Consider the following 18,626-nt stretch of genomic DNA (forward strand, 5'->3'; position numbering starts at 1 on the left):
GAAGCGCAGCGATGCGTGTAGCTAACCTGTACTAATTGCTCGTTTGGCTTGACCATACAACACCCAAGTGGTTTGTAATTATCTATAGAGTGACGATTATGCGTCTGTCACGCACCTTCAATTACTTGAAGGTCCCTTGACAGACAAAACGCGCAATGGTTATTTATAGAATGGTAAGCATTATATCGATATCACCTTTATCCTTGGTTCAGTTAGGATAAGTGATACTTAAGTCATTAAGTAAAACAACAGACTCATATCTAACCCCCTTTGCTGACGACAATAGCACGATGGCACCACCTGATCCCTTCCCGAACTCAGAAGTGAAACATCGTAGCGCCGATGGTAGTGTGGCTCCGGCCATGTGAGAGTAGGTCATCGTCAGCTCTCTATTCCTAAAAAGCCCCCTAACTTAACTGTTAGGGGGCTTTTTTTTGAGGTTTGAGGTTCGTTTTAACGAAAATGTATTAAACAGTTTCAATTAATTTATCTATACTAGCGATATACTTCTAAGTTTTTATTTAAAGTTAGGTTTATTAATTATGAGTATATACAACGTAGGTCGACCTAGCATACCAGCTTATACTAGGCGTGAAGTAGAGGTTGAAGCAGGACATAAATGTTCAGTAAAAGAATGTACAGAGCATACTTATCTCGAGATTCATCACATAAATGTTAATAGAGCAGATAATCGAAAAGAAAACCTTATACTGTTATGCGATAAGCACCATAAAATGGCTCATAATAATATTATTGATAGAAAATCTTTATATTCTTACAAAGAAATATTAAGGATTTCATCAAATAACAATATTTTTAATAGGGCGCAAGAAGGTGATAGAGTCTATTGTTTTTGGAAGACTGTAATAGATATTCTCTCATATACAGATGATTGCCATGGATTAATGTTTGTAGGTACAGAAACTGGATATTATTTCGAACAAGAAGTGTATGTGAAACTTCAAAATTTTTTTCAGAATGTTCACATTTATAATATAGAACTCAGATCTTACGATTCGAATATAAGAGATACGCAAGATCAAATAGTCAGTTTGCTATCTCAACTTTTTAATATTAGAGAAAATGGAAACTATTCATATAATGGTAGTTATTGCGCAAAGTTTATACCTGTATCACACCCTACTAGTAGAGAATATAATGATGAAATTAATAATCAAATCAAGTTAGTGAATGATATTCTTTTAGAGGTTCAAGCCTTGCTGAATGAGTTATGGAATTATGTAGAAACTAGGATATGATAATTTATTTAACTCAACACTTGATTGCTAATAGAATAAAAATTGTCTTATATTGAACAGTTAGAACTTAATGTCTTTAGAAATTTGCCCAAATTTGTGCTGTATAGAGAATAATATATAAGGATTAAAAATACTATGAAGTTTGGCTTTCTTATTGACTCTAAAACGTTTGTATGTAATGGATTTAAAATATCTCCTGTTTTTGAGTTTGATTCAATCTTAAAAGATTTTCATAAGTCAGCCTGTATTAGTAAAGGATGGCTTTATGGTCCAAAAATAGAACTTAGCAAATCATCTGCTGAAAAAAAGAACTTTGAGGCTAATGCTCCTATAGTTCGTAAATCATTCTTCCAAATGAATTCTACGCACGAAATAACATCAACTGAAGATTACTCTGATGACCATTTAAGGTTTCTTATTTTAGGATACGGATTTTTGCAGGGACTATATCTTACTCCAGAAGGTTACTCATATCTTGGACGTACAGCTTATGAGCCCAATAAGTTAAATGGATTACTGTTAAAAGGCGATGACTATATTAATGGTATGGAGAGTATAAATCAATTTTATATTGATTCAGATGAAGAAAAACGTAATCAAATGTTCGCTTGTATCCATTGGTATTTGATATCCCAAAGCTATGAGTTTGCATGGGATAAATTTGATGCTCAATATAAAGTAATGGACGGTATATGGAATCTTTCAGGAATAGCGGAGGATAATAAACGTAAAAAAGGTAACTATATTCCACATCCACATCCACAGCGACCAGTAAAGCTTACGGAAAAGTACGGTTTAAAATTACCTATATGGTCAAAATTAAATTCAGATGGAAAAAGCCGACTTAGTAAACAACGCAATGAACTAGTTCATGAAGCAAAGTATGGTGGAAATCCAATTGGATATTCTTATCCAGAAGAGAACTATAATCTTCAGTTTAAATCTTTTAACACAAAACTCATTGCAGCTGTTTTAGGTATAAATACTCCATATCTAAAAGCAGAGCCAAACAATAGACTACCAAGTAGGTGGAATATAAATCCGTGATAGAATGTGATTACAACTTAATAATTTTTATTTTTCTAGCAACTCCTCAAGCTCAACCATGTCTTTAAATTCAAAACCTAGCTGACGCTCAGAACGACTTCGCAAACAGTCAAATCAAAAAACCTCCCCACAAAAAGCCCATATTAGCGAACTAATACGAGCTTTAACATGCAATATAGTATTTAACAAACTAGGCTAACTACTAAGCCCCTTCACCAAACTTACCACTTTGGAAATCAGTGACCGCTTGCATGATTTCTTGCTGACTGTTCATCACAAAGGGACCGTATTGCACAATCGGCTCGCGTAGTGGGCGACCAGTGATTAAGATCACTTTGGTATCCTCACTACTATCGGCTGTGATAGTAACGCCATCAGTATCAGTGTCGTTTTTCAGGATAGCCATAGTCTTAGTCGGTACAGTATCCCCTTCGATATCTACCGTACCACGATACACAAAGGCAAACGCATTGTGATCGGCTGGAATGGCTTGGCTAAAGCTAGTGCCTGCTGGTAGATGGATATCCAAATAAGTCGGCTCAGTGATATCGCGGGTGACTGCACCTTCAACACCGTGCGATGTACCTGCGATTACCGTAACGTCCACGCCATCTTCAGTGGTATATTTAGGTAGATCATCACTTTGGAAGTCTTTGTACCAAGGATCATTCATTTTGTCTTTGGCAGGTAGATTGAGCCAAAGCTGGAAGCCTTCCATCGCGCCGTCTTCTTGTTCCGGTAGCTCTGAATGGATCACACCACTCGCTGCCGTCATCCACTGTACGCCGCCGTTTTGTAATAACCCCTCGTTACCCGCGCTGTCACGATGGCGCATACGGCCAGTAATCATATAAGTGATGGTTTCAAAACCGCGATGTGGGTGGTTGGGGAACCCAGCGACATAATCATCTGGATTGTCGCTTTTAAAGTTATCTAGCATCAGATAAGGGTCGAGGCGCTGTTGCAGCTGCTGCGTGAGCACGCGAGTGAGTTTGACCCCAGCACCATCTTGGGTATCTACCCCAGCAAAAAGCTGTTCGATTTGGCGAGATTGGGTGACGGTATCTTTTACATTATTCACTATAATATTACTCATTATTCTCTCCTGATTTTTTAATAACTGTTGATAATCATTAAGATTTACCAATCTATAGGTATATATTTGAGGTCGGAGGGAGAAATTTCAATAGTATTATGTAGTTGATATTAATTTATACTACTAATAGTTAAGTATTAATTAACTAAATGTCGATATAGAAAGTGATTACTCCTAGATGAGAGTCAATAATAAAAATCTTACGTACCTATTGAGGTTTAATTGCTAAACTAAATGCCAATTATAAATCACCATACCTATGATAGAGAATGAGTAAAATGGCAGTCGATTTAACGAATACTTTAATAGTGGCTATATCAGCAACCGCATTATTTGATTTAACAGAGTCTGAGAACCATCTTTTGCAGCTGCTACAGCAGCGCCCTGATCAAGCGGTAAAGGAGTTTCGCGATTATATGGCGAAGCGTGAAGATCAGCCACTCGATAGTGGTGCAGGGTATCCGTTAATTAAAGCGCTGCTAAATCTTAATAATTACTGTAACGACTGCTTATCAGCGGATTCAACGACTGAGTCACCACTCGTTGAAGTGGTCATTGTCTCAAAGAGCAGTCCTGATACGGGTATTCAAGTGCTTAACGCTATTCGTGAGAATGGATTGAATATTTCACGCTCCGCATTCGTATCTGGAAGCCCGGTCGCTCCATATATCGAAGACTTTAACGTAGATCTGTTTTTGACGACCAATCGAGAGGATGCACAACAAGTAGCCGATGCTAATAGTTGCGCTTGTGCGATATTGGACGCTACTCCCGTCAACACTTATGAGCTTGATACCGATCAGTTACGTATTGCCTTCGACGGGGATGCGGTATTGTTCGATGATTCAGGAGAGCTGCTATATAAACAAAAGGGCCTACAAGCTTTTCATGATAGAGAGGCTGAGATGATCGATTTACCGATCGAAAAGGGCCCTTATGCGGAGTTATTAATTAAGCTATCGAAATTGCAGCAGCGCTTACCTGCCAAGGTGCATCATTGTCCGATAAAGATTGCTTTAGTGACTGCCCGCAATGCTCCTGCAGACCTACGAGCGATAAAAACCTTGCGAGCTTGGGGCGTAGATGTTGATATGGCTTTCTTTTTGGGAGGGCTTGAAAAAACATCGGTGCTCAAAACTTTTGCCCCGCATATCTTCTTTGACGATTCTATCAAGCACATAGATGCCGCGCGTCGCTTTATGCCGACCGCTTTAGTCCCTTATCATTCTACATCGCTGCTATATGATAATAGTTATCTGAACAGCAATGAGCTCCTCGATTCATCTTTGACCTTTGAGCCGACCGTGCAGCCAGTTTTTGCGCCTAAGGTTTGAGTTGATTTCAGATGAATAAGGTATAAGGTATTCTTACTGACGTTAGCACTGTTTTGAGGGGTTATGAGTCAAATAATAAGAGGCAATCGATGAATGGACAAGCCATACTATCCTTGACTATGAGGCGCTTAAAGCAAGTCATAGGCTTATACGCATTCGTATTAATACCTATGTGGGGTATGTTTATTATTAATAATACCGTTATGTTTGGCTTGTGGAATATCTTTGGTATTGCTCCGCGTACGCTTGACTTACGCAGTCTGATTGGCGTCTTTGCGTCATGGACGATGCACGGCAATCTCTCGCACATTATAGGTAATACGTTAGTATTATTGCAGATACTGTTCTTATTTGGCTTATTTGAAAATAATGCTTATCGCACGACTTTGCAGCTTATTATTGCCTCTGGGATAATGACTTGGCTGATAGGCTCACCACTCTCTATCCACATTGGCGCTTCAGGACTTTGTTTTGCTATGCTCGGATTTATGATAGGCGGGGCTGTATTTGGAAGGCGCTGGGGCTATTTGCTTGCTTGTATTATTATGGGAGCAGGGTATTGGCTGACCATTAAACAAGGTCTAATGCCACAGCCAGGCGTTTCTTTTGCAGCGCATTTTGGTGGTCTATGCGCCGGATTGTTGATAGGGGCAAATTCAAAGCACGCTTATAAAATAGCTAAGTAGCCCTAAGCGAACTGGTTTGAAACAGCTAATTCTGCTTTTACTGATTAGCCTTATCTCTGATCTGTGCAGACATTTATATATAACGGGTCCTCTTTTTCTAACTCGCGCCACTTAGTCGTCTGCTTGACATGTTCCTCTATATTCAGCTCACTTCCTTTGTCTTGTAAGACATAATCTGCACGTGCAGGTGCTGCACAATCAATGACTTGTGGTATCTGCTGAACACTCAAACGTCTCTCAAATAGATATAAATTAACCAAATGAATATTCGGATTGTCTATTTGTGTACGAGCACCAACACTATCTACTGCTATAAAACGAAAAGTCTGTGGCTTAACATAAGACCACGGACGAAACCAAGTGCTACTCTGAGCCGTCTTAACAACGTTCACTCCCTCTGGTAGTTCAGCGACTTGTTGAGGGTACCAGTTGTACTCTTGATGAATTTGGAAGCCAAAAATACCAATAGCAGCAAACAAGGGAATAAGCCATCTTGGGGCGCGCTTACCTGCCAGTTTAGTGAGGTGAGTTATAACAAGGGCTAAACCTGCCATGCCAAAAGCCGCGGCTATGGTAGCAATAAACTCAAAAAGCATAAAACTTTCCTTAATGCGATCAGCACCGATTCTGACAGAACCAACTTATACAATTGAAGATTATGTCAGTGCTAGTATAGTTATGAGCGAATAAAAAATCACTCACAAGCAGTTTTTGCCTGTGAGTGATAAATGGAATGAACAGAACAATACACGTAAACCTATTAATCTATAGCTTAGTGATCGATAGCACCGCCAGCTCCACGTGGAGAGCGTACGCTTTCAACTAACTCTTGGATATGTGGTGGTGGTGGTGCAGTAGCATAAGAAACCACAAACGCTACAACAAAGTTGATTAAAGCACCAACGGCACCAAATGACAATGGTGAGATGCCGAATAACCAGTACTCTTCAGTATCAGGGAAGTTCGCCGTACCACTGATAAAGAACCAACCTTTGAACACAAAGATGTATACCAAGATAACGATCAAGCCTGAGAGCATACCGCAGATAGCGCCTAAGTTGTTAATACGCTTAGAGAAGATACCCATCATTAGTACTGGGAATAGCGAAGCTCCCGCAATACCAAAGGCTAATGCTACTACCTGTGCGGCAAACCCTGGTGGATTAATACCTAAGTATGTAGCGATGACGATAGCGATACCCATAGTGATACGAGCATATTTCAACTCTTGCTTATCAGTAATATTTGGATTCAGATTACGTTTGATCAAGTCATGGCTGATCGCTGATGAGATAGCCAGTAGTAGACCGGCTGCTGTAGATAGAGCAGCAGCTAAACCACCTGCAGCGATAAGACCGATAACCCAAGGTGGAAGCTGGGCAATCTCTGGGTTTGCTAGTACCATGATATCAGCGTTAACATCTAACTCATTACCAGCCCAACCACGAGCAGCAAGTTCGCCATCTAATACTTCACTGTTTTTGACACGGGCTTCATCGACAGCTGCAGTTGCTGCTGCGACATCGCCGCCATCAGCGGTAGCAGTAGCTAGAGCGGCTTCAGCGGCACCAAGACCACCGTCGTTATAGAACTGAATACGACCATCGTTATTTAAATCGTTGTACTTAATAAGACCTGTATCTTCCCATGTTCTCATCCAGTCTGGACGCTGATCGTAGTTGATCGGCTCAGCCTCAACACCTTGTGGATAGACAGTATCAATTAAGTTTAAACGTGCCATAGCGCCGACTGCAGGAGCCGTAAAGTACAATAGTGAGATAAACACTAGTGTCCAACCCGCTGTCCAACGTGCATCAGCCACTTTAGGTACGGTGAAGAAGCGAATAATAACGTGTGGTAAGCCTGCTGTACCTATCATTAGAGATAAAGTAAACAGTACCATATTGAGCTTATTAGGAACATCAGCGGTATAAGAGGCAAAGCCAAGATCAGTAACGACTTGGTTAAGCTTAGTCAAAATAGGTACACCTGATTCAACGTGGTTCGAGAACAAGCCTAAACCTGGAATTGGGTTACCTGTTAGCTCAAGTGAGATAAAGACTGCTGGGATAGTATAAGCAATCATTAGTACCACATACTGTGCAACCTGGGTGTAGGTAATCCCTTTCATACCACCTAGCACGGCGTAGAAGAAGACGACAATAGCAGCAATGATAAGACCTGTAGTATTTTCAACCTCTAAAAAGCGTGAGAAAGCAACACCAGCACCTGTCATCTGACCGATAACATAAGTGGTAGAGGCGACAATCAAACACACCACCGCAATCATAGCAGCAGTCTTAGAGTAAAAACGGTCACCGATGAAATCAGGGACCGTGAATTTACCGAACTTGCGTAAGTATGGGGCTAGTAGCATCGCTAGTAGGACGTAACCACCCGTCCAACCCATTAGATAAGTAGAGGCGCCATAACCACTAGCTGCAATCAAGCCTGCCATAGAGATAAAGGACGCCGCACTCATCCAGTCAGCTGCAGTTGCCATACCGTTGACTACGGGATGGACACCACCACCTGCGACATAAAATTCACTAGTAGAACCAGCACGAGCCCAAATGGCAATGCCGAAATAGAGCGCAAAGGAGGCCCCTACAAAAATAATATTAATTATAAATTGACTCATAGGTCTATTCCTCGTCTACGCCATATTGTTTATCTAACTTATTCATACGCCAAGCGTAGAAAAAAATTAAGATGATAAATACGCCAATGGACCCTTGCTGAGCGAACCAAAAGCCTAAATCGGTACCACCAATTTTGATACCTGCTAATAATGGACGTAATAGAATTGCAAACCCATATGAGCATAATGCCCAAATGATAAGGCTACCTATAATAAGACGAATATTGGCGCGCCAATAGCCGGATGGATCGTTGTGGTTCTCCATAGGACAACTCCTTTTGCCTAACAATAAAACAAGATGGTTGAGCCGTTGCTAATGAGTCATATTTACTTAACGATTAAGAGTTAACAATCGTGGCTTAACGTCTATCGCACCATAACTCAGTGCTATCTATATATAGCTGCAATCATATCGGCTCTAAAGACTTATATAGATGGTTCAAGCATAACGGCTAATTGCTTACTTAACCAGTTTTATCAAACATTAATTGATATGTGACAGTGTCATCATATATAACTAACGTCAAATTGAAATAAAATCTGCAAATTTAAGTATTCGTTATTGTCTTGCCTGTCGATGACTATACTGCACAGTCATAAACTTATTAGGAATATATACAAAATTGAGTCAATTAACAATAAGTAATTTAAAATTACTTTGTGGTAACGGAGCGTCTAAACTGTAAATAAATACATTTTATGAGCTGAGTTAAAGGCGCAAAGACAGGTATACTGTACCATTGACAAGACGGGTTTGAACGATAACTCAAAAAAGGCAATAAAAATCAAAGTAATCAGAAATCATTTATTTAGTGAATACTTATATAAAAGCTATCTTCTGGCGTGATTATTATAGCCAACTTTTATTCACTAAAGCTCTTCCAGGTGTCTAGACATTAAATGATTTTTATGGTAAAGAAAATTTGATACATAGTAGTTTTATGAATAAGTAGTAGTATCGATAATAAAGAGAAGAGGTAACACCATGGGTGAGAATATTGCAGAGTGGTTCAACAGTATCGTGAACTACGGTGTGAGTATTATTTGGGGTAATAATGATTGGTTAATCGCTAGCAATCCATGGTATGGCTTGTTGATGTTTGTACTGATTGGAGCGGGTCTCTATTTTACGGTCGTGACGCGCTTTATGCAGTTTCGGCACTTTGGGCATATGTGGAAACTGTTATGGGTGTCTAACCAAGGGCGCAAAGATGGTGGTATCAGCTCTTTTGAAGCCTTGATGACCTCTTTGGCCGCGCGCGTCGGCACAGGTAACTTGGCAGGGGTGGCGATTGCTATCTATTTGGGCGGTCCTGGTGCTATATTCTGGATGTGGATGACTGCAATAGTCGGCATGTCGACTAGCTTTATCGAATCGACTTTGGCGCAGGCTTACAAAGTGCCACACACTGATAATGTCTATCGTGGCGGTCCTGCTTATTACATCGAAAAAGGTCTAGGCAAGCGCTGGATGGCGGTGTTTTTCTCCGTTTGTCTGCTAGTCGCTTTTGGCTTGGCATTCAATGGCGTACAGTCTAATACTATCGCGCAAGCGACGAATGAAGCCTTTGGAATTCCTACCTGGATGACTGGCTTGATTTTGGTAGTGTTAGTCGCACCAGTGGTATTTGGAGGTCTGCGCTCAGTGGCGCGTATAGCGGGTAAAATCGTACCGATAATGGCGATTTTATATATCTTATTAGCATTGTTTATTATCATAACCAACTTTAGCCAATTTCCAGCCGCCATTGCCTTAATTGTCAAATCAGCTTTTGGTTTTGAGCAAGCCGCGGGCGGGGTACTAGGTTACGGTATCGCACAAGCTATCATTAATGGGGTTAAGCGCGGTCTCTTCTCTAACGAAGCCGGTATGGGGTCAGCACCAAATGCGGCTGCTACCGCCAAAACCAATCCTAATCATCCAGCGGTGCAAGGATTTATGCAGATGCTTGGGGTATTTATGGATACGCTAGTCATCTGTACGGCAACTGCTTCGATTATTATCTTATCAGGTGTGGTTGACCCGAATGTTGAGCAAGAGGGTATTCAGCTCACGCAGTTGGCTTTATCCCAATATGTCGGCGATTGGGGCGTTATCTTCGTTGCCATTGCGATTTTCTTCTTCTCCTTTACTTCTATCATCGCCAATTATAGCTATGGTGAGTCTAACCTTGAGTTTATCTCTGGTAGTAAGAATGCCAAAGTGATGATTATGATCTTTCGCTTTATGGTATTAGCGATGGTGTTTGTCGGTGCCATTGCCAGCTTGCCGGCGATATGGAACTTTGCTGATCTATCAATGGGACTCATGGCATTGACCAACTTAATCGCTATTATGTTGTTATCGCCAGTGGCACTCAGAATACTTCGTGACTATGAGCGTCAGATAAAAGCGGGTAAGACCGGGGATCAAATCAAATTTAATCCGGATGATTTTGTTAAATTAAGAGACGAGGCCAATCGTGATGCTTGGATTGATTAAACCTGATCAAACTAAGCTGATGAGCTAAAAGCTCATAAAGTATAAAAAAACCGCCCTTATCTTAGAGCGGTTTTTTAGTATCGTTTAGCTTAAAGCTACTGCTTACAGGTTTAGCTAGCGCTTACATGTTTGGATAGTTAGGACCACCGCCGCCCTCTGGCGTCACCCAAGTGATGTTTTGCGAAGGATCTTTGATATCGCAAGTTTTGCAATGGACACAGTTTTGCGCATTGATAACGAACTTAGCCCCTTCTGCATCTTTAACTACTTCATAAACACCGGCTGGGCAGTATAAACGTGCAGGCTCGGCATATAAGGGTAAGTTAATAGCGATAGGTACCGTTGGATCGGTTAGCTTTAAGTGTACCGGTTGATCTTCTGCATGGTTAGTATTTGAGATAAACACTGAAGAGAGTTTATCAAAAATAAGCTTGCCATCAGGCTTAGGATAAGTAGGCTGATAAGCATGAGCCGCACGCTCTAAGTGGTGATAGTCATGCGAGTTATCATGAATAGTCAAAGGCATCTTACCGCCAAGCAAGTTTTGCTCGATGAAGTTGAACGCGCCGCCCATCCATTGGCCCATGCGGTGCATAGCCGGCGAAAAGTTACGAGCTTCATAGTTATCTTGATATAACCAAGATTCTTTATACATAGTACTATAAGCGACTACTTCATCGTGCTGACGCCCGGCTTGTAGCGCCTCAAAGATAGCTTCTGCGGCAAGCATACCGGACTTCATAGAAGTATGCGTCCCTTTGATTTTGGCTGGGTTTAAGAAACCAGCGTCATCACCTGCTAGCACGCCACCTGGGAAGGTGAATTTAGGTAAAGAGTTGAGGCCACCTTTGGTCAGTGCTCGTGCTCCATACGAGATACGCTCGCCGCCTTCTAAGATATTGCGAATAAGTGGATGCAGCTTTAAGCGCTGCATCTCATCGAACGGTGACATATAAGGGTTGGAATAAGATAAGTCGATGACCATACCGAAGCTGACTTGATTGTTTTCAGCATGATACAACCACCAACCACCAGAAGATCCGGTATCACTCAACGGCCAACCAGAGCCATGCAGTACTACGCCTTCTTCATGCTTAGCAGGATCGATATCCCAAAGCTCTTTTAGGCCTATACCATAATGTTGTGGGTCAGAGTCGTTATCGAGACCAAAACGGCTAATCAAGCGTTTGCCAAGATGGCCACGGCTGCCCTCTGCAAAGATAGTGTACTTAGCGAGGAGCTCATAGCCAGGTTCAAAGCTTGGTTTTTCCTCACCGGTTGCCGCAACCCCCATATCTCCAGTCAAGATACCCTTAACCGAACCATCATCATTATAGAGAATATCAGCGGCAGGGAAGCCTGGGAACATCATCACTTCCAGCTCTTCAGCTTGCTCAGCGAGCCAACGTACCACGTTAGCCAACGAGACGATATAATTCCCATCGTTATGCATGAGGGCCGGAACTACTGAATCCATAAGCTTCGTGGATTTGGTCGCAGAACCAAGCATATAGACGCGATCTTCAATCGCCGGTACATTTAGCGGTGCGCCTTTCTCTTTCCAATCTGGAATCAGCTCATCTAGGGCGCGCGGCTCGATAACCGCGCCTGATAAGATATGAGCGCCAAACTCAGAACCTTTTTCGACCACACAAACCATAAACTCATCGTTACCTGCGGCGATAGCCTGTTGACGCAGACGGATAGCAGCAGATAGACCAGCAGGTCCACCACCGACGACAATAACGTCAAACTCCATCGATTCGCGTTCAACCTCTGGTTCTGGTTCAGGCGCCTCTATAACCGCTTCTTCGATAACTGGCTCTTCTTCGACCACTGGTTCTTCAGCAACGGGTTCTTCTTCGACAACTGGCTCTTCAGCAATGGGCTCTTCTACAACCGCTTCTTCGGTGACTGGCTCTTCAGCAATGGGCTCTTCTACAACCGCTTCTTCGGTGACTGGCTCTTCCACTACTTCTGCTTTATCCACCGAATTCGCTTCTACTTCAGTAGCTTCTGTCGTTACCACCTCATTAGTGATATCAGATTCTGCATCTAAAACTGGCGCTTGCTTGTCTTGCTCTTGCATACCTACTCCTAAATTCTTAGTGGCTTATCTCAGGACAGTATTCGCATCGTCACTTAATAAGGCTTGCTCTATTCACTGCCTAAGATATTGGGCTACTCGATAAAGCTGTCTTTGTGATCGTAATTGAATGGACGCTCACACAACCGGTTCAAAAAAATCGTTACTCATTATAAAAGAAAAACACCACAAACACGATACGCATTTATGGACATCAATGTTAAGGTGAGGCTTAAACCCTATCATGAATATAAAGACGTTAAGTTGCTTGACCTAAAACTAAAATGAATCACTCAATTATACACAGCAAACTTTAACTAATAATATATCGCTAACAAGGAAACTGCCTTATGGATAGTCGTCATAAATCCGATGAAAAAAATGCTATCGATACCGCTAAGGCTATGCAGGATATGCCATCAGACTTAAGTAATATGGAGGCGCTTAGCCACTATTTAAAGTCATCAGCAGGAACACGTCAAGGTCGTAGTATACCGCCGTTAGAAAAATGGCATCCTGAACAAGTCATGGATATGGATCTTGTCATAAAAGCTAATGGTGAATGGTGGCACGAGGGGACACATATGACGCGTGAGTCATTAGTCAGTCTATTCGCAACCATTTTATGGAAAGAAGACCAAGACGGCAAGACGGAGTATTTTTTAAAAACACCAGTACAGAAATTGCGTATTGCAGTCGAAGATGCGCCGCTGCTCATCAACGATGTCGGTATCGTCAACGAGGAAGGGGTGAGCTGGCTTGAATTTAGTACCTCAACCGGTGATATCGTTCGACTAGATTCGCAGCATCCTATAGCGCTCCGGGCTTTTCACGCTGATAGCAAAGACAACTCTCACACCCATAATAATGCCGATGGACAAGTTCGGCCTTATATGATGGTCCGTAATGGTTTAGAGGCGCTTATCGGTCGCAATGCTTTTTATCATTTAACCGAAATTGGTACGCTGAGCGAGCAAGCAGGAATGACTATTTTGACATTACAAAGTGGAGGCCAAGAGTATCAGCTCTCCATGCCTGATAATGAATAGTTAAGTAGATAGCTTCTGTATATAGCCCCTAAACTATAGCGGCTAATTTTAGTTCATTTCCAGCTTTCAAAGTTTTTTAGTGATATTTGCCAGACCTAAAAATCATTTCATCCTCTATTAGCTATATTTTGTCGAGATTGAACATAAAGTATTGGCATCTAGTATATACTCATAAACTTATCAGTGTATTCATGCGTTATAGTCAATTCGAAAGAAAATCGATACGCTACTATTGTCGTGCTACTGGTACAAATTTTCCTTGCTTGTTGTGCGCTTCGCACTGTTCGATGCTGCGCAAAATCCATTGCAGTAGCACTGTATAGGTTTGGAAGTGAATCAGCTATAAGATACAGATAAGCGATGGCAGTTAAGCTATGAGTCAACTTGAGCCTATAAATGACGATGCTATAGCTATCGGTCTAAAGCTCATTATCAATGATACTATTTATAAAAATGATATGTCCAAAAATAACCACCAATCAGTAGTTGATAGCGAGCAGAGCGATGTTTGCACTATAGACAATGCGCCAAACGCGACCTTAAATCACGCGCCAGATCGCACCTTAAGTCATGATCTAAGTGAAGCACCAATAGGCGTCTTTGATTCAGGCATAGGTGGCTTGTCAGTGTATCTACACTTAGCTCAGCAGCTACCTGCCGAGCGTTATTTGTATTATGCAGATACCAAGCACGTCCCGTACGGCAATCGCGACAGCCAAGATATCAAAGATTTGACGCTAACGGCAGTGCAGTGGCTATATGAGCAAGGCTGCAAACTTATCGTCATCGCTTGCAACAGCGCTTCTGCGCACGCGCTAACGATAGCCCGCGAATGCTATCCGCAGATACCTATCGTAGGGTTAGTACCAGCGCTCAAGCCTGCGGTATTAGGCAGTCGTAGCGGCCGAGTCGCTGTTATGGCAACCAAAGCGACCCTTGAGGGCACTTTACTCAATCAAGTCATCGCTGAGATAGCCGAGCCTAACCATATAGCAGTGAGTAAATATTTCAATCCAGAATTAGTACCATGGGTAGAGGCAGGGATGCCAATTATCTCGCCAACGGCTATTCGCTTGCGGCAAAAGCTCCAGCAGTTGGCCGATGACGATATCGACTATTTAGTACTGGGCTGTACGCATTATCCTTTTTTTAAGGAATTTTTGTTGCAAGAGATTCGTGAGCAAAAGCTGCCAATAACGGTTGTAGACTCGGGGCAAGCAATCGCTGCTCGAGTGCGCTCTTTATTAATAGAAAAGCGCATGCTGGCGGCATCAGACAAGACAGGGATGGATAATCCATTGCGGCTTTATACTAGTAAATATGACGATAATTTGGGTCAGGTTATTGAGCGGCTGCTGGGTAAGCAGGTCAATATTCAATACGTCGCTTAACGCTAGAGCCATTATCTGCAAACCCGCTTCAGTATTTTAAAAACGCTTAACAGTATTGTGTTAGGATAAATCAATAATAATAACAAAGCCATGTTTTAGACAAAATACGAGCATGAGCATAGCCAGATACTGTAGAGGTCACTTTGCCAAACCGTCGATATCACATTCATGTTATCTGCGTTGCCCATAGTCAGCCACTGATTTTGGACAGTTTGGCGGTATTTTTTCAATCGCGCGCGTTTTTGACTTACGATCTCTCAACCCATTTATCACAATCGGCTTTATACGGTCGACAATGCGTTGATGCTTGTGATTATGTGCTGATGGTGATTGGCGATAGTTACGGAGCAGTGCAGAATACGGGGTTTAGTCAAATGCATCTGAGTTATTTCAATGCTAAGGCTCGAGTCAAGCCTATGATGACGCTCATAAAAAGACATTACGATCCTGACGAGCTCAGTGAGTCGCTCAAAGCCTTTATTCGTATAGTAGAACAAAAAAAGAATGAAGTGCACTATTATGATGATAATACTGATATTAAGCAGCTATTAAGCAGCATGCACGCCAATATGATAGAAAAGTCGAATTTAGCGGCAGAGTGGATAAATGCTAGAGACCTTGTCAGCAAAACGGCGGTGAACACCCACGGAAATTTAAATCCTCAAGCGAGTCGTCTAGCAAATGCTCGCCATCAGACTAATAACAGTTATGAAGCTAGCGATAGTGTCACTACAACGATTGATCTAAACGAGTCTCTTGATATCGAGTACAGTGCTCAGGCCTACGAGGATGGTAACTTAACGGATGTGATAATGACTATGTCAATCACTTGGCAAAACGTTTTATTTGCTTTAGGAGGGATGCCAGATTTTTTTTCAAGTTATGGTCTGCAAAGTCAATTCAACCGGTTGATTGCGCCTAAGGCTGAGGGTGATATCAAACAGCTCATGCCTAAAGTTCATGCTGTTGCTCGCTGTCAAATTATAAAAAGTGATTTAGATAAGCTACAAAGACTACTGATAGCCGCCAACTGGATTCAGATAAAGAGCTCTGGTTCTGAGATACGCTCTACCAAAGAGCTTTGGAGTTTGACTTTTTATGCCAAAAAATTACTAGTAGAAAATAAAACTAGCAACAACAATGGACAGCAATCCTCTGCTCAAGATTAGTACACGCAGTTTATAGGCGTAAGCTTAAAACCCTACTTTCTATTAAAAATCTCTATCCCTATAAAAAAACCCTTTAGCTTTTAAGGAGTCGAGCAGGACTACGTTTCGTAATACAAAGCATACGTGTCAACGCTTGTTAAACTTGCTTATATTCATAATAATAGAAAGTACTAGCAGACGAAATAACTACTATTAACCAATGACTGTTAATACATGACTACCATGAATGAATAAGAAAAATAAAATTAGGTCTGATTGCTGTTTAATGGAACTTAGTCTTATAGAGCATATTTTGTAAATTATTCACTCGATTAAGGAGAGCGTAATGAGTAACTCTAAAAATGATGAACTAAAACATGAAATTGATGGGTTAGAAAAAGCCATGTATGATGCCGATCAGTTTCGCACCCTAGAAGAGCAAGTGGCTGATATGAAGCGCCGCGGTATCGATCCAAGCCAAGCCTATAAAGATCTAGATAGAAAAGAAGAAGACGAGGATTGGGGCGATGACACCTGGAAAGAAAACGGCAAGTGGGAGCCAAAAACGCCCGCTGATCTCGATGACAAAGCCCGCGAAAACTGGAATGGTGATAATGGTGAACCTAATCCACCGCCTATTGTATAAACCAAAATATGTATAAAGCAAAATAACTAATAACTAATAGCTAAAACAAAAACCACATCAACTTGATGTGGTTTTTTGATGTAATTTCTAAAGTCTAGTATGACTTAGTTGATGCGCTCAAGGCGTACGCTACCATCGCTATTGGTCACTCGGCGATAGCGGATATTTCCAGAATCGGCCGGTTGAATAGAGCGCTGCACAGAGGGCTGCGAAGAATAAACATTAGGCGTGGCCGTTTGCTGTTGAATCAGTTGCCCCATACGATCGGCAGCTGCCGGATTTAGAGGCTGGCTATTGTTTGACTGATTATTTACTGGCTGGCTGTATTGGTTGCTATACTGATTTTGGTTAGGGGCAGCATTACCAATAATGGTACGATAAAACTTCTGGCCGGCCCGGCCATCGGCAGGAAAGACACCGTGGCTGGTTTGATACTGCTGAATGGCGGTGCGGGTATTGTCGCCGATAATGCCGTCAACTCCGCCAATATCAAAGCCTGCGTCTAATAAGGCTTGCTGAATATCTTTTGCTTGCTGACGGCTGATACCCGGATCATCGGTCGGCCAAGCGGTGATAAAGTCAGTTTTGTTACTGTCCTCACGGGTAATCAAATCAGATAAATGCGCAATTGCTAAGGCATAGTTTTCTGAAGCATTGTACGAGTAGAAAGTATCGAAATTTTTACCGACTAAAAAAGCAGGACCGTCGATGCCTGCGGGTAATAATAAGCCGGCGCTATCTAAATCATAAGGTAGCGGGCTGCCGTTTGCGAGCGTCAGCCCTTGATTACGCCAATGGCTTATCGATTTTTTATTTTTACGGTCTGATGCTGCCCAGTAACCATCAGGAAGTTTGACTTCATAACCCCAAGGCTCGCCTGTGCGATAACCACGGTTGTCTAAAAAGTTAGCTGTTGAAGCTAGCGCATCGGGGACACTATTGACGAGGTCGCGACGACCATCACCGTCAAAATCGACCGCCAATTCTAAAAAGGTGCTCGGCATAAACTGCGTCTGCCCAAACGCCCCCGCCCATGAGCCCGTCATATCACTTGGTGCGATATCACCGCGTTGGACGATTTTGAGCGCATTGGCAAACTCACCTTGGAAGTAGCTTTGGCGACGATCAAAACAGGATAGCGTCGCTAAAGACTCAAACAAAGGCTTTTTGCCTAAAGTCTGGCCAAAGTTGGACTCAACACCCCATACCCCCAATACATGCTCAGGCTTGACGCCATAACGCGACTCGATTTGGCGCAAGGTGTCGCCCCATTGGCGCTTGGCGCGAATACCGTCCTCGACCCGCTCACGATCCACTAGCGCGGATAAATAATCCCAAACGTCTTTTTGAAATTCAGGCTGATAGTTCAGCGATTGAATCACACTCGGATCAGGCTGAGTCGGACGATAGTTATTAAAGGTGAAGCTGTCTACACTGCGAAATTTACTAGAGTTTTTGAGACCATCTAGGCACTGCTGAAATTCGCTATTAGATAGGTCGGGAGCCGGTGGCTTAGCGGCTTGCGCGGTGCTGGCAAGACTGAGGCTGATAGCAGCGGTCAACAGGGAGAGGGTAGAGAGCTTATTCAAACGCATGGAGATATCCTGTAAAGGTGAAAAGCAGAGCATAAAATCAAAGATTTAGTTAGAGTAACTAATATCGATAATAAAGAAAAGCACTAGCATGGCCTGGTTACGATAAGCTGACAGGAGGGTGAGGATGCAGGAGAGGTTGGCATTGAAGTCGGCTAAGAATAATGGT

Annotated in this window: 15 protein-coding genes and 1 rRNA gene; 10 read left to right on the top strand and 6 right to left on the bottom strand. The window is 42.3% G+C overall.

Annotation, left to right across the window (positions count from 1 at the left end; genetic code table 11):
• Window positions 1–272 precede the first annotated feature (272 nt).
• The 3 genes from rrf (at window position 273) to ACS8E3_RS11065 (ending at window position 2,306) form a co-directional block, all read left to right on the top strand.
• A 5S ribosomal RNA gene (rrf, locus tag ACS8E3_RS11055) occupies window positions 273–387 on the top strand.
• 155 nt (window positions 388–542) lie between these two features.
• The gene (locus tag ACS8E3_RS11060) at window positions 543–1,259 is read left to right on the top strand and encodes an HNH endonuclease (RefSeq protein WP_439244178.1); all 717 of its coding nucleotides are present in this window, start codon (window positions 543–545) and stop codon (window positions 1,257–1,259) included.
• A 135-nt stretch (window positions 1,260–1,394) separates the two neighbouring features.
• Entirely contained in the window at window positions 1,395–2,306 is a 912-nt protein-coding gene (locus tag ACS8E3_RS11065) for a hypothetical protein (protein WP_439244179.1), read from the top strand.
• Between the two features lie 202 nt (window positions 2,307–2,508).
• On the opposite strand, the gene ACS8E3_RS11070 is transcribed toward ACS8E3_RS11065, so the two are convergent.
• Entirely contained in the window at window positions 2,509–3,402 is an 894-nt protein-coding gene (locus ACS8E3_RS11070; protein ID WP_439244180.1) for a pirin family protein, read from the bottom strand.
• A 278-nt stretch (window positions 3,403–3,680) separates the two neighbouring features.
• On the opposite strand from ACS8E3_RS11070, the gene ACS8E3_RS11075 reads away from it, so the two are divergent.
• Both ACS8E3_RS11075 and ACS8E3_RS11080 read left to right on the top strand, forming a co-directional pair.
• Window positions 3,681–4,736 carry a 5'-nucleotidase gene (locus ACS8E3_RS11075; RefSeq protein WP_439244275.1) on the top strand — a complete coding sequence of 352 codons (1,056 nt, stop codon included), beginning with the start codon at window positions 3,681–3,683 and terminating at the stop codon, window positions 4,734–4,736.
• 179 nt (window positions 4,737–4,915) lie between these two features.
• Complete coding sequence (locus ACS8E3_RS11080; protein ID WP_439244182.1) at window positions 4,916–5,422, top strand: rhomboid family intramembrane serine protease; 507 nt, start codon at window positions 4,916–4,918, stop codon at window positions 5,420–5,422.
• A gap of 50 nt (window positions 5,423–5,472) precedes the next feature.
• Here the strand turns inward: ACS8E3_RS11080 and ACS8E3_RS11085 are convergent, their stop codons facing one another.
• From ACS8E3_RS11085 to ACS8E3_RS11095, 3 genes are all read right to left on the bottom strand, one after another.
• Window positions 5,473–6,018: a hypothetical protein gene (locus ACS8E3_RS11085; protein ID WP_439244184.1), complete on the bottom strand. Its 546-nt coding sequence runs from the start codon at window positions 6,016–6,018 to the stop codon at window positions 5,473–5,475.
• Between the two features lie 176 nt (window positions 6,019–6,194).
• Window positions 6,195–8,063 (bottom strand): sodium:solute symporter family protein, encoded by a 1,869-nt coding sequence (locus tag ACS8E3_RS11090; RefSeq protein ID WP_439244186.1) that lies wholly within the window; start codon window positions 8,061–8,063, stop codon window positions 6,195–6,197.
• Between the two features lie 4 nt (window positions 8,064–8,067).
• The gene (locus ACS8E3_RS11095) at window positions 8,068–8,328 is read right to left on the bottom strand and encodes a DUF4212 domain-containing protein (protein WP_439244188.1); all 261 of its coding nucleotides are present in this window, start codon (window positions 8,326–8,328) and stop codon (window positions 8,068–8,070) included.
• 720 nt (window positions 8,329–9,048) lie between these two features.
• Between ACS8E3_RS11095 and ACS8E3_RS11100 the strand changes: the two genes are divergently transcribed.
• The gene (locus ACS8E3_RS11100) at window positions 9,049–10,545 is read left to right on the top strand and encodes an alanine/glycine:cation symporter family protein (protein WP_439244190.1); all 1,497 of its coding nucleotides are present in this window, start codon (window positions 9,049–9,051) and stop codon (window positions 10,543–10,545) included.
• A 121-nt stretch (window positions 10,546–10,666) separates the two neighbouring features.
• Here ACS8E3_RS11100 and ACS8E3_RS11105 read toward each other — a convergent pair whose 3' ends face one another.
• Window positions 10,667–12,304 carry an electron transfer flavoprotein-ubiquinone oxidoreductase gene (locus ACS8E3_RS11105; protein WP_439244277.1) on the bottom strand — a complete coding sequence of 546 codons (1,638 nt, stop codon included), beginning with the start codon at window positions 12,302–12,304 and terminating at the stop codon, window positions 10,667–10,669.
• Between the two features lie 731 nt (window positions 12,305–13,035).
• Between ACS8E3_RS11105 and ACS8E3_RS11110 the strand changes: the two genes are divergently transcribed.
• The 4 genes from ACS8E3_RS11110 to ACS8E3_RS11125 all read left to right on the top strand — a co-directional run bounded on the left by ACS8E3_RS11110 (window position 13,036) and on the right by ACS8E3_RS11125 (window position 16,865).
• The gene (locus tag ACS8E3_RS11110; protein ID WP_439244279.1) at window positions 13,036–13,680 is read left to right on the top strand and encodes a DUF1285 domain-containing protein; all 645 of its coding nucleotides are present in this window, start codon (window positions 13,036–13,038) and stop codon (window positions 13,678–13,680) included.
• Between the two features lie 374 nt (window positions 13,681–14,054).
• Complete coding sequence (gene murI, locus ACS8E3_RS11115; RefSeq protein ID WP_439244191.1) at window positions 14,055–15,071, top strand: glutamate racemase; 1,017 nt, start codon at window positions 14,055–14,057, stop codon at window positions 15,069–15,071.
• 143 nt (window positions 15,072–15,214) lie between these two features.
• Window positions 15,215–16,240 (top strand): DUF4062 domain-containing protein, encoded by a 1,026-nt coding sequence (locus tag ACS8E3_RS11120; protein WP_439244193.1) that lies wholly within the window; start codon window positions 15,215–15,217, stop codon window positions 16,238–16,240.
• 325 nt (window positions 16,241–16,565) lie between these two features.
• The gene (locus ACS8E3_RS11125) at window positions 16,566–16,865 is read left to right on the top strand and encodes a hypothetical protein (protein ID WP_439244195.1); all 300 of its coding nucleotides are present in this window, start codon (window positions 16,566–16,568) and stop codon (window positions 16,863–16,865) included.
• A 104-nt stretch (window positions 16,866–16,969) separates the two neighbouring features.
• On the opposite strand, the gene ACS8E3_RS11130 is transcribed toward ACS8E3_RS11125, so the two are convergent.
• Window positions 16,970–18,460 (bottom strand): lytic murein transglycosylase, encoded by a 1,491-nt coding sequence (locus ACS8E3_RS11130; RefSeq protein ID WP_439244197.1) that lies wholly within the window; start codon window positions 18,458–18,460, stop codon window positions 16,970–16,972.
• Between the last annotated feature and the right edge of the window lie 166 nt (window positions 18,461–18,626).

The organism is Psychrobacter sp. 2Y5 (genome assembly GCF_051847375.1).
GTDB lineage: Bacteria > Pseudomonadota > Gammaproteobacteria > Pseudomonadales > Moraxellaceae > Psychrobacter.